Here is a 12,420-nt window from a genome sequence, read left to right on the forward strand (position 1 = left end):
CATGGACAGTTCAGGCTTCACCGATATTTTTGACGAATGGACGGACTCCGCGCTCGAGTGGGTGAGTGACAACGGAGAGTTCCTGTTCGACTACGTTCGATGGGTTCTCGAAGGACTCTACGACGCGATCCTGTGGCTCCTGGAGCTTCCACCCTTCTACGTGGTTGCCCTCGTCATAGCGCTCGTCGGCTGGCGGCTGGTCAACGCCTGGTTTGCCATATTGAGTGGCGCTGCACTCGGGCTCTGCTTTTCCATGGGCCTTTGGCCGGAGACGATGAGCACCTTGGCGCTGGTGCTGACAGCGACCGTACTTGCGTTGGCAATCGGAATTCCGATCGGCATCGCAGCCGGGTTCTTCACCGCCCTGGATCGCTTCATGGAGCCTGGCCTGGATTTGATCCAGACGCTTCCGCCATACATCTACCTGCTGCCGTCGATCGCGCTGCTCGGCTACGGGCCGGCCACGGCGCTGATTGCGACCGTCGTCGTCGCCATGCCTCCTGCGATCCGGTTGACGTCTCTTGGCATCCGAATGACGCCCAGGGAGTTCATCGAGCTCGGCGAGGCAAGCGGCATCACGCCAGCCAAGATGTTCTTCAAGATCCGCCTTCCGTTTGCGCTTCCCAGCATCATGGCAGGGATCAATCAAAGCCTGATGATGGCATTCGGCATGGTCGTCATCGCAGGTATCGTCGGATCCGGCGGGCTCGGAGAAACCATCTACGGTGCAATCCGAACGCTCGATATCGCAACCTCGATCAACGGGGCGATCGCCATCGTCGTTCTCACCATGGTGCTTGACCGGATAACCCAGAGCACAGCACGCCTCGGTGCGGGGAGGACGTCATGAACCCTTCGACCTTTCAGTTTTCGCCTGGCGCATTCCTTGCGCCGACAGTCGATTGGCTCAACGCCAACCTTCATCCTTTGTTCGCAGCGATCAGCTATATTGTCGAAGCGGTCCTGTCTGGAATAGAGGGCGCGCTTCTTTTCGTGCCGCCGTATGCTTTGATTGCGACTGTCATCGTTTTGGCATTCGTGGCGGTCGGCCTGCGTGCCGCAATCCTTGCGGGCCTTTGCCTCGGCTTCTGCCTGCTCGTGGGGCTGTGGACGGCCTCGATGCAGACAGTCGCTCTGGTTACCGTTGCCGTGTTGATATCCGTTCTCGTCGCGTTTCCGATCGGCGTGCTGTGCTCGCGCCACAAGACCTTGGAGGCAATGGTTCGTCCGGTTCTCGACGTGATGCAGACGGTTCCGCCGTGGGTCTACCTCATCCCGGCGGTCATGATCTTCAGCCTCGGACGGGTACCGGCAATTATCGCCACCATCGTCTATGGCATTCCGCCAATGCTGCGTTTGACGACACTGGCATTCAACCAGGTGCCGAAGGAGTTCATGGAGCTTGGCAGCGCCATCGGCGCCCATCCGCGATCAGTGCTTTGGAAGATCGAGATCCCCCTGGCCAAGCAGACGCTTCTTGTCGGGCTCAACCAGTGCATTCTTCTGTCTCTGGCGATGGTCGTGTTGGCCGGCCTCGTGGGAGCAGGTGGTCTCGGCGCAGAGGTGACGCGCGGTTTGACACGTATGGAGATGGGTCTTGGGTTGCGAGCCGGCCTGGCAATCGTCGCGGTCGCGCTGCTGCTGGACCGGTTGTCCCGTGGCTTGTTCAACCGCAACAGCCTTTCAAAAGCGGGATGAGAAAGACCGTCTTCTGCATTGATGCACGCCGCTTGCTCGCGGTTTTCGGATCGGATGAACGTCTGTTCCAGCGAGCAACTGTACCAAGGAGACAAGATGATGCGACCAAAAGATTGCAGATCCGGCGATGCGACCGAGACGCCTAAGCGTCTCAAGGTGGGCTTCGTTCTGGCTCGATCGTTTACGCTTTCGGCCTTTGCGCTGTTCGTCGATACCCTGCGCCTGGCAAGTGACGAAGCTGATCGTTCCGGACGGGTCCTTGCCGACTGGCAGGTCCTGGGAAGTACCAGACATCTGATTACATCGAGCTGCGGTGTCCAGGTCGCCCCAACGTCAGACTTCGTCGATCCGTCCCGCTTCGACTACATCGTCGTGGTTGGCGGGCTGCTTTGCGTGGAACGGCCGGTTGACCAGGACACGGTTGCCTTCCTGAAGCGGGCCTCCGTCCAGAAGGTACCGCTGATTGGGCTTTGCACCGGTACGTTCATACTTGCGGACGCCGGACTGATGACACGTCACGAGACGTGCGTAAGCTGGCTGCATGCCAAGAGTTTCCGGGAGAGTTTTCCCGATCTTCCGGTGCGCTCGGATCGGCTTTTCAATCTCGATCGCCAGCGCGGATCTTGCGCAGGCGGAAGTAGCGCCGCCGACATGGCTGCCTTGCTCGTGCGGCGCTATATCAGCCGGGAGGCGGAGCGAAACGCCTTGGAGGTTCTGCAGATCGAAAGGGCTCGGTCTCCTGCAGAAGTGCAGCCCCGCCGGCCGCTCCATGAGAATTATGACGATGCACGCGTGAAGGCCGCGATGATCACGATGGAACAGCATCTGGAAGACGGAATCTCGATCCCGGCGCTGGCGGCGTCGGTTGGACTATCGCGGCGCCAACTCGAGCGCGTATTTCTTGAGAAGACGGGAATGTCACCAGCCCAGGCCTATACCCGTGTACGCATGGAGCGTGCAAAATCATTGCTGGCCCATTCAAGACTACCGATGATCGAGATTGCCCTCGACGTCGGCTTCGAAAACGCGTCGCATTTCACCAGAACGTTCAAGCGCATATTCGGACAGACTCCCTCCCAGGTTCGCGCGACGACCGCGGGAGTCCACTAAACGTGCGCCAAATTGGAAGGATCAGCGAACTTTGGCGCTATCCGGTAAGTTCAGTCGCAGGAGAGCGGCTGGATCATGCCGAGGTTTTTATCGATGGATTGATCGGTGACCGACGCTTTGCCCTTGTGGAGGTAGCGACGGGAATTGTTGCACATCCCGAACGCGATCAGCGTTGGCATAAAGCCGCATTCGTCAAATCCAGAACGACGGCTGCCGGCGAAGTGGAAATTCAAGTGCCGGACGAAGGTTGGCTTGCGACCGGTGCGCCATGTCTCGCCCATCTTTTGTCGGCATTTTTCGGTTTCGAAGTGGCTGTAAGACCGTATCAACGTTCCCGAAACGCTACGGCCGAAACGGCTTTTGCCGTCAATCGATATGACGTCGCGCCACTCCATCTGCTGACGAGCGCTTCTGTGGAACATCTTAAGTCCATCCATCCCGACGGCGATCCGGACCGAAGGAGGTTCAGGCCTAACATATTCGTGAAATCTGACGCCGACATCAAAGGCTTTGCCGAGCTGGACTGGATCGGCCGGCCGCTCCAACTGGGAGCCGTTTCGAGCACCGTCGTTGCCCCGACAAAACGATGTGGGTTTACAATTATCGCTCAGGAAGGTCTTGAGAATGATCCCGAAATACTCAGGAATGTCATGCGGCATGGCAACCGGAATATGGGCGTCTATTGCCGGCCTGGTCATAGGGGCACTTTGAGCGTGGGCGACGCGGTGCTTCTTTAAGGCTTGCAAGGTTCAGCACTTTTACGTGAGCTGCTTAGAGATGCGGGAAAGGCTTGCCAACAGCCGCTGCGGCACTTTCGCCGGGCCATAATTCAGCGTCATGTTTTGATCGTGGTGAACCCCCAAAAGTGGGTTCCACAGAGGCATTCGACTCTGCTTGACATAATCGGATGTAATGTTAGCAAGGCTGGCGGACAAGATCATCGGAGGTCAGGCCGTCTTGGTCAGTTTGCGAAGAAAGCTTCCGCCTTTGACCGGATTGACAGCATTTGAGGCTGTTGCCCGGCTAGGGAGCTTCACGAAGGCGGCGCGCGAATTGGGCGTTACGCAAGCAGCGGTCAGCCGTCAGATCCATCTGCTGGAAGAAAGCCTTGGCTTTCCGCTCTTCCGGCGCTTGCATCGAAAGATCGAAGCCACAGACAAAGGTCGCTCACTCTCTGCGGCTGCGACAACGGCCTTTAACCTTTTGGCCGACACAATCGCGGAGATAAAAAGGGACGAGAGCCACGAAGGCCTTACAATCTCGGCCAGCGTCGCCTTCTCCCATTTCTGGCTATTGCCGAAGATCGCCTCATTTTCCAGAAAGCACCCTGAGATCCCTCTACGGATCATCTCTCAGGACAATGCTGTAAGCCTCGATGGAGGCGATGTCGATTTGGCGATCCGCTACGGAAATGGGATGTGGTCCGACGGTCGAGCCGAGCTTCTTTTCGAGGACGAGATTTTCCCGGTCTGCAGCCCGGACTACGCGGAGAAGCTGGAGGGGTTTGCAGACCTGCAAGACCTAACGCGGCATCCTCTCATCAGCTCTGATACTGAAGATCCAAGCTGGACCGGATGGGACGAGTGGTTCGCCGCCTTTTCAATCCAGGCCCCAAGGCGACCGTCGGGCTTGCGATGCAGCTTTTATACGGAAGCCATCTACGCAGCATTGAACGGTCAGGGCATCGCGCTGGGGTGGAAGCGTCTTGTCCAAAACCTGTTGGATCAGAAGGCTCTGGTCAGGCTGACCGAGGATTCGATCGCAACGCGAAACGGCTATTTTGTCATCGAGCCGTCGCGCAGCGCCAAGAATGCGCGCCTCGCACAGTTTGTCGAGTGGCTTAAACATGAAGCGCGCGACTGCAAAGGGGACCGGTAGCCCAAGACAAGTCGCCGCCAATGGTGCTTTTCGGACCGCGCAGGCCAGCGCAATTTGAGCCATGGCTGGCCGTCAGGAGAAAGCCGCGGGAAACCCCTCAGCTCTCCAGATCGTGCGGCATGTGAAAGCCTTCGGGTAAGGCCCCGAATATTTCAAGATCTTGAACTGCCGCCGGCTTCTTGTGCTCGCCTTTGACCGCGCATGCTGCCAATACTGCCCTCAATGCGATAGGGCGGTAATGCTCCAGATGCTCGTCAGAACTTTCTTCGGTTTTCGGTTCCGTGGACATGGTCGTTCTCAACTTTCAAAGTTGCGGTGGCGGAAGCGGCCGCGCGGTCTGATCCGGACACGCGCGGCACTTCCCCGTTTCAACCAATCGTCATGAGGCTTGCATTGCCGCCGGCCGCAGCCGTGTTGATCGAAATCGAAACCTCTTCCAGCAGCCAATTGAGGCAATATGCCTCGTGATCTTTTGCGAGTTCATCGGTCGTGGCCGACTGAACGAGGACAAGAGGCCCTTTCAAGGCCGCAATCCTTTTGTTGATCAAGCCTGTGCGTTCAACATCCCCTTCGACGAGGGCGCCCGAGAATGGTCCGTCGGATTCCCAGTTCGAACTCCAGGAGACCCTAGACAAAATGGAGGCTGGAAGCGCGGTGAGGGCGATCTCAAGGTTCGACGCACGATCGATCACAATCTGATTTCCGGTGGCCAATGCCGCCGCAAGCTGACGGAAAAGGCCTGTTGCCGTTGCCGGCGCCAGGAGGATCCGCCCCCTTGGATGAAGGGCATAGAGGTTTCGTTCACCCACAGGTCCCGCCAGTTCCTTTTCGAGCCCGAGCGCGGAAATCGCGGCAAGCTCGCGCGCTGCTTCTGCTTCGGCGTTGTGACCCTTGCGGCCCAGCCAGGATGCAAAGTCGCGAAGCGCAGGGTCGGTATGGACGGAACTGTGTTGTGGCGGGACGGGCGCGCGCTGTACGAGGCGGCCGATGTAGAGTGGCCCGCCTGCCTTGGGTCCCGTGCCGGACAAACCCCGTCCGCCGAAGGGCTGGACGCCGACCACCGCGCCGATGATGTTGCGGTTGACGTACAGATTGCCCGCCTTCACCCGTCCCGTGACGTGCTCGATTGTCTCGTCCAGTCGCGTATGGAGCCCGAAAGTGAGGCCGTAGCCGGAATTGTTGATATCGTCGATCAAGCGATCGAGATCTTCGCGGCGATAGCGGATGACATGCAGTACAGGTCCGAACACTTCGCGCGTCAGGTCCGACATCTGCTTCAGTTCGATGATCGTCGGCGGAACGAAGGTGCCAAGAGCGGCGCTTTCGGGAAGCGGCAATTGCTCCACCTTGCAGCCGAGCGAGCGCATGCGTTCGATGTGTTGGTCGATCTCGGCCTTTGCCTGCTCGGAAATCACCGGTCCGACGTCGATGTTGAGGCGGTCGGTGCGCCCGATCCTGAGCTCCTTCAACGCGCCCTTCAACATCGCGAGCGTCCTGTCGGCGACATCATCCTGGAGGCAAAGCACGCGCAAAGCCGAGCAACGCTGGCCGGCGCTGTCGAAGGCGGAGGCAATCACGTCGGCAACGACCTGCTCGGCGAGCGCCGACGAATCCACGATCATCCCGTTCTGTCCGCCCGTTTCCGCAATCAGCGGTATTGGCTTTCCGGCCGGCGAGAGGCGCTCACTGAGCTGGGCCTGGATTTGACGGGCGACCTCGGTCGAGCCGGTGAACATGACCCCTGCCGTTTCGGGAGCCGCCACCAGTGCAGCTCCCAGGCGGCCGCTGCCGGGCACGAACTGCAGCGCGCCGCGCGGCACGCCGGCTTCATGCAGGATTCTCACGCTTTCATAGGCGATGATCGGGGTGACGCCGGCGGGTTTTGCCATCACCGAATTGCCGGCGACGAGGGCGGCCGCCACCTGGCCCGTGAAAATCGCCAGCGGGAAATTCCAGGGGCTGATGCAGACGATCGCGCCGAGCGGTGCATGCGCTGGACCAAGCGTCTTGCGTGCCTGGTCGGCATAATAGCGCAGGAAGTCGATCGCTTCACGGACTTCGCCGACCGCGTTGGCGGCTGACTTGCCTGCTTCTCGCATGGCGATGGCCATCAGTATCTCGATGCGGGCCTGCATTATGTCGGCGGCTCTATCAAGGCAGGCTGCTCGCTCACGAGGCGACAACGCGGCCCATTCTGCGACACCATCGGCAGCCATACGTGCAACCCTGGGCGCATCGTCAACCTTGAGCTCCGTAACGTGACCCACGACATCGGAGTGATCGGCCGGATTGGCGATCGGCCGTGTCTCACCGTCCTGCGAGCCGTCGGCGAGTAACGGCATGGCATGGAAGTTTCGGGAAAGGGTGGCGGCGAGATGAGCGGAAAGCTCCGCCAAGGCTGCTTCATTCGAAAGGTCAATCCCCTTCGAATTGAGCCGGTCCTTTCCGAAAAGCGCAGCCGGAAGTAGGATCTGGTCATGCGGCATGCCGACGACCGGCATGGCTTCGACGACGTCCACAGGATCTGCAACAAGCTCATCGACCGAGACGTTTGGATCAGAGATGCGGTTTACGAACGATGAGTTTGCCCCGTTTTCGAGAAGGCGGCGGACGAGATAGGCGAGCAAGGTCTCATGCGTGCCGACCGGCGCATAGATGCGGCACGGACGATTGAGCTTGGCCTTGCCTACGACCTCGTCATAGAGCGGTTCGCCCATGCCGTGCAGGCATTGGAACTCGTATTTTCCAACCTGAAACTCCGGACCGGCCAGATGATATATCGTCGCAAGCGTTTGCGCGTTGTGGGTGGCAAACTGCGGGAAGACGAAATCGACGGCAGCAAGCAGCTTGCGCGCGCAGGCAATGTAGGAAACGTCGGTATGAACCTTGCGGGTGAAGACGGGAAAGTCTTCAAGGCCGTCGAGCTGAGCGCGTTTGATTTCGGCATCCCAGTAGGCGCCCTTGACCAGCCGCACCATTATCCGGCGACCGGAACGGTGGGCAAGATCGATGATGTAGTCGAGGACGAAGGGGCAGCGCTTGCCATAGGCCTGCACCACGAAACCGAGGCCGTTCCAGCCGCTGAGATCCTGATCCAGGCTCAATTCTTCGAGCAGGTCGAGAGAGAGTTCGAGCCTGTCGGCCTCCTCGGCGTCGATGTTGAGACCGATGTCGTACTTCTTTGCCAGGAGCGCGAGCTGCTTTACCCGCGGCAGCAATTCGCCCATCACGCGGTCCGCCTGAGCGCGGGCGTAACGTGGATGAAGAGCGGAGAGTTTGATGGATATTCCAGGCCCTTCATATATGCCGCGGCGATTGGAGGCCTTGCCGATGGCATGGATCGCTGCCTCGTAGTCGCGATAATAGCGTTCTGCATCCACAGCAGTTGTGGCAGCTTCCCCGAGCATGTCATAGGAGTAGCGGAAGCCGCGGGCTTCGAGCGGCCGGGCGCGCTTCAGCGCTTCGTCGATCGTCTCTCCGGTGACGAACTGTTCGCCCATCATGCGCATCGCCATGTCGACGCCACGGCGGATCACAGGCTCGCCGGCACGCGCGATGAGCCGCGTAAGCGCTGCAGCCAGGCTGCGGTCGTTGACGGTGGACGTCAGTTTACCGGTGACCACCAGGCCCCAGGTCGCGGCATTCACAAACATCGACTTCGTGCCGCCCAGATGCGACTTCCAGTCTCCCTCTGCAATCTTGTCGCGGATCAGTGCGTCGCGGGTTTCAGCGTCGGGGATGCGCAGCAGGGCTTCGGCAAGGCACATGAGGGCGACGCCCTCCTGGCTTGAGAGGGAATATTCATGAACAAGCCCCTCGACCCCGGTACCCTTGTGCTTGGCACGCAGGGCTTCGATGAGCCTGCGCGTGGTCTTAGCCGCATCGGCCTTCGCAGAGGAAGGCGGCCGTGCCGCTTCTACGAGGGGAGGAAGGCATTCGGGCTCGGGACGCCGATACGCTGCGGTGATCGCCTGCCGCAGGGGCGTCTGTGCTCTGATTGGTGGTGCAAACAGTGAAAAAGGGACGGGGTTCGGCAAAGTGTTGTCCTTGAGGATTTTGTTGGATTGGCTCGACATTTTGGTGCCTTTCAGTTCCCTGTGTTGGATGCCGATTTCATTGTCAGCGTCAGTGATGCGGTCAAAGCGGTATGATACGCGCCCGTTCGGAACCCTGATCTGCGCAGAGGCGTGCAGTGCGGCGCGGTGCGGTCGTAAGAGCCGCGCATAACCTCAACCGTGCGAAAGCGGAGCTGAACGATCTCGCTGCCGCCGCCCTTCGGGAAGTCGTCGCGGATGTCGGTGGGACCTTCTTGTTCGCCATATCTTCGAGTGCCTGCGCGTTTTGAAGATTGCGGCGTTCCCGTCTGCGACGCTCCATGCGACCGAATGGAATATGCATCACGTTCACTACCTCTTCAAAATACGACAAGATAACGCCCCTTGCATTCAAGAAAGGATCGGGGCGGATCAAAATCCGCCCGCCCAGTCGGTTGCCGAAACGAGCCGTATACGTCGAATTGTAAGCCTGGATGCGTTCGGCAAACCTTCGGGCAGGGGACGGCAGGCGAGAGCGCGGTCCATGTAAGTCTCGACACTCTCCAAATCTCTGTGGTTGCGGATCCTGTATTCTAACGGGGATGGTCAGGGTGGCGTTCCTCCTCAGCAAGCAGCCTACTCTAGCACGCGCAGTCAAGGCATTCAGACTTGATTTTCCTGGTTTATAGTCTGTATGGATTTATTGCTGTGCGCGGAGTTGTATGAAATGACTAAATATGAGCATGAATTTAGTGAACTTGACCTATTCGACAGGAAAATTCTCGAATTGCTCTCCGACGACGGAAGAATGTCGGTCACCGATCTTGCGGCGCGCGTCGGGCTTTCTAAAACGCCCTGCCAGCTGCGCTTTAAACGGCTCATTTCTGACGGCTACATTGAAGGTTTCAAAGCCGTCATCAATCCCTCAAAACTGAATCTGGAGCATATTGCCTTTGCGGAGGTCAAACTCTCAAACACCCAGGAAGATGCGCTTCGCGCCTTCAATGCGGCAGTCAAGAAGATCAAGGAAGTCGAAGAATGTCACATGATTGCCGGACGCTTTGATTATTTGCTCAAGATCAGGACGCGTGACATACGCCGCTATAGACATGTACTTGGCGAACGGATTTCAAATTTGCCGTTTGTGGCGAGCACATCGACGAATGTCGCCATGGAAACGGTGAAAGAAAACTGGAGCGGGTCCAGCTACGCAAGCTAGCCGCCGGCCAAAGCTTCCGCGTGTTCTTTTGGCGTTACGAGATTGGCTGGACATAATCGATTCTTGTACGATTTTGCGTGTGGCCGGCGGGTTCTATGTCGACGGTCGGCACCCATACCGTTACCGGATTGCGTCATCGTGGGCGCCATCAGCTACCTGGGCATCTCACTTTGCAGGATTGGACGAATCCTCGCGACTGTCGACAACGGCCACACCTGCGGCGGTCGTCAAGGTTCAATCTGCAAAACGTGTGCTGCCGCGAGTCAGGCAGAGGACCGCTTCTCACCCACCGACGTTGATGGCGGCGGCTGATGCCTGAGCGCGCCTGTTTTGGGTCGAAGGCGGCTTATGGCTCTGTGCACGTCAGTATCGCAATCGACTTGCCCCTCCGACCGGTGATGCATCCTTTTGGTGCCTGAAGCGTTCCCCACGCACAGCAAGCAGACGCACCATGGCCAGGCGGGAATTGACCGGTACCGGTACGAGCAAGCGCTACGTGCCAAGTGACAAAAACCTCCGCTCCCTCCGCCGCTAGTCGCCAAGGGAGAGGACGACGATGACGATAACGCACTGAGGCAAAGGCAATGACGAACATCCGTTTCAAGGGCTTTGACAGTCCAACCCAGCTTCGTGAACACCTTGCGGACGTGGAGGAAGGCGCCCCGGCCGACGATCTGGCCGAAGACATACCCGGCGAGGATGAGTTGCAATCGGCTTTGCGGGAAGTTGCCTGGCTCCGGAAGGACGTTTCCGACCTGCGTGAGCAGCTGGCCCTGTTCCCTGGTCGGCTCAAGACCGTGGCGGGAAGCCGTGTCGGCGCCTATCCGTGGCTTCGCATGGGAGTAGCGGTCCTTGCCGCGATCGTGGTTGGACGATGGGTGCTTCATCTCCGCCAGGATGCGCCAGGCAATCCCGCGGTTTCGATGATTCCGACCCGCATTCATCGCGATCGTTGGTAGCAAGGTCCGCTGCCGTGGATTTCATCCAGGCTGTGCCAACATGAGGTGACCGTACGCCGCCGGTCGGGCCGCGCGGTTCCTCGATGAAGTGGCGCAGGAGTGCACCCTGGCGCAAATTCCATATTGTCGACGTAGCCGTCTGACGAGTGCAATCATTCCGAAGACGAGCTTGGCCATGCGCTTTTTCTCCTCCTAAGCGCCCGCGCCACCGCAGTTCTAATTGCGTTACGCACTCAGTCGCAATTGGTCTTTGGACTGCGCGTGAACGCGCAACCCTCGGGCTGCCCGATCGATCTCACTCTAGAGACGATGTGGGATCGCCCGTTGGTCAAAGGGACGCTCCCCGGCATGCACAGAATATCTGGCATCCGCACGCCGACACTGCCATAAATGAGCTTCATCGAGGGAGGCATCATCATGCAGAAGAATGCGCCGGACTTCAGCCTTGAGGGCAAGGTGACTTTGGTGACGGGTGCGAGCCGTGGCATCGGCCGAGCTTGCGCACTTGCCTGTGCCGCAGCAGGCTCCGATGTTGTTTTGGGGGTCCGCGATGTCGCAGCGTCGGCGGGCCTGGTTGCCGAACTCGAGGGCGTGGGACGAAAGGTTCTTCCTGTTAAACTGGACATTCCCAACAAGGCCCATATCGCACAAGCCGTCGACGCGGCGCTTACGACCTTCGGTCGGATCGACGTCCTCGTCAACAACGTCGGCGTGGCTCCGGGCAATCTCGCCGAACTCGTTGAGGAGAAGGATCTTGACGAGATACTCGATGTCAACATCAAGGGCACCTTTCTGATGACGCAGGCAGTAGGCCGTCACATGATCAAGCGCAATGGGGGCCGGATCATCAACATCAGCTCACAGGCCGGTACCGTGGCACTGCGCGGCGAGGCGATCTATTGCATGAGCAAGGCGGCAATTAATCACCTCACGCGCTGCCTTGCAGCCGAATGGGCACGCTATGATGTCACCGTCAATACTGTATCGCCGACGTTCATCCACACGGATGGTACAGCACCTTTTCTTTCCGATGCCGACAATCGCAAAGCGACGCTCGCTCACATTCCACTCGGCAGGATCGGTGAAACCGATGATGTGGTGGGTGCCGTTGTCTTCCTTGCATCACCGGCTGCGAGCCTGATCACCGGCGCGAACCTGCTAGTGGACGGTGGATGGTCCGTCGCCTGAGGCCGAGGCGCTCGTCCAGCGCAAATCTCATGCAGACGAGAACAACGATTTCCCCGCCGTGGCGCTGAAGCTGAAGCGGATACTGCCCGGGGTGCCTCGGGCCAACGCAGTCAAGCCCGAGGATGGCAAGACGTAGGGGAAGGAACGCCTTGTAGTGCCCGACGCTCAAGGGAAATGCCCTTCCACGCGTACAAGGTCTCGGGAAACTCGTGCAGGAAGAGACGGTCCCTTTCGTTTTCGGGTTGCGGCCGATAAGCTGCCGGCGTCGACGACCGCAAGCAGTACCCGCATCGCATCAAATCGATCCATAGGCCCCGAACGACTGAAATGACCG

Annotated in this window: 10 protein-coding genes and 1 pseudogene; 8 read left to right on the plus strand and 3 right to left on the minus strand. The window is 59.0% G+C overall.

From position 1 onward, the window contains the following. The first annotated feature begins 1 nt into the window (after nucleotide 1). From BLP23_RS24655 to BLP23_RS24675, 5 genes are all read left to right on the plus strand, one after another. On the plus strand, nucleotides 2-850 hold the full coding sequence (locus tag BLP23_RS24655; RefSeq protein WP_092587379.1) for an ABC transporter permease: 849 nt from the start codon (nucleotides 2-4) through the stop codon (nucleotides 848-850). Continuing rightward, complete coding sequence (locus BLP23_RS24660) at nucleotides 847-1,698, plus strand: ABC transporter permease (RefSeq protein WP_092587380.1); 852 nt, start codon at nucleotides 847-849, stop codon at nucleotides 1,696-1,698. Before BLP23_RS24655 ends, BLP23_RS24660 begins: the two co-directional genes overlap by 4 nt. A 99-nt stretch (nucleotides 1,699-1,797) precedes the next feature. After that, nucleotides 1,798-2,808: a GlxA family transcriptional regulator gene (locus BLP23_RS24665; protein ID WP_092587555.1), complete on the plus strand. Its 1,011-nt coding sequence runs from the start codon at nucleotides 1,798-1,800 to the stop codon at nucleotides 2,806-2,808. Nucleotides 2,809-2,810: 2 nt separating this feature from the next. After that, entirely contained in the window at nucleotides 2,811-3,545 is a 735-nt protein-coding gene (locus BLP23_RS35365; RefSeq protein WP_092587381.1) for an MOSC domain-containing protein, read from the plus strand. Between the two features lie 175 nt (nucleotides 3,546-3,720). Next, nucleotides 3,721-4,686 (plus strand): LysR substrate-binding domain-containing protein, encoded by a 966-nt coding sequence (locus tag BLP23_RS24675; protein WP_233426803.1) that lies wholly within the window; start codon nucleotides 3,721-3,723, stop codon nucleotides 4,684-4,686. Nucleotides 4,687-4,783: 97 nt separating this feature from the next. Here the strand turns inward: BLP23_RS24675 and BLP23_RS24680 are convergent, their stop codons facing one another. Together BLP23_RS24680 and putA are read right to left on the minus strand one after the other, a co-directional pair. Next, nucleotides 4,784-4,975: a hypothetical protein gene (locus BLP23_RS24680; RefSeq protein WP_092587382.1), complete on the minus strand. Its 192-nt coding sequence runs from the start codon at nucleotides 4,973-4,975 to the stop codon at nucleotides 4,784-4,786. Nucleotides 4,976-5,054: 79 nt separating this feature from the next. Next, a complete protein-coding gene (gene putA, locus BLP23_RS24685) occupies nucleotides 5,055-8,762 on the minus strand; it encodes a trifunctional transcriptional regulator/proline dehydrogenase/L-glutamate gamma-semialdehyde dehydrogenase (protein ID WP_092587383.1) in 3,708 nt (1,235 codons plus the stop codon). Nucleotides 8,763-9,447: 685 nt separating this feature from the next. On the opposite strand from putA, the gene BLP23_RS24690 reads away from it, so the two are divergent. The 3 genes from BLP23_RS24690 (at nucleotide 9,448) to BLP23_RS24700 (ending at nucleotide 12,086) form a co-directional block, all read left to right on the plus strand. Beyond that, complete coding sequence (locus tag BLP23_RS24690) at nucleotides 9,448-9,939, plus strand: Lrp/AsnC family transcriptional regulator (RefSeq protein ID WP_092587384.1); 492 nt, start codon at nucleotides 9,448-9,450, stop codon at nucleotides 9,937-9,939. A gap of 584 nt (nucleotides 9,940-10,523) precedes the next feature. Next, on the plus strand, nucleotides 10,524-10,898 hold the full coding sequence (locus BLP23_RS24695; protein WP_092587385.1) for a hypothetical protein: 375 nt from the start codon (nucleotides 10,524-10,526) through the stop codon (nucleotides 10,896-10,898). A 417-nt stretch (nucleotides 10,899-11,315) separates the two neighbouring features. Further along, the gene (locus tag BLP23_RS24700) at nucleotides 11,316-12,086 is read left to right on the plus strand and encodes an SDR family NAD(P)-dependent oxidoreductase (protein WP_092587557.1); all 771 of its coding nucleotides are present in this window, start codon (nucleotides 11,316-11,318) and stop codon (nucleotides 12,084-12,086) included. A gap of 174 nt (nucleotides 12,087-12,260) precedes the next feature. Here the strand turns inward: BLP23_RS24700 and BLP23_RS35370 are convergent. Then, a pseudogene (locus BLP23_RS35370) lies at nucleotides 12,261-12,395 on the minus strand (LysR family transcriptional regulator); the annotation flags it as partial. Nucleotides 12,396-12,420: the final 25 nt, after the last annotated feature.

This window comes from Rhizobium mongolense subsp. loessense (assembly GCF_900099775.1).
GTDB lineage: Bacteria > Pseudomonadota > Alphaproteobacteria > Rhizobiales > Rhizobiaceae > Rhizobium > Rhizobium loessense.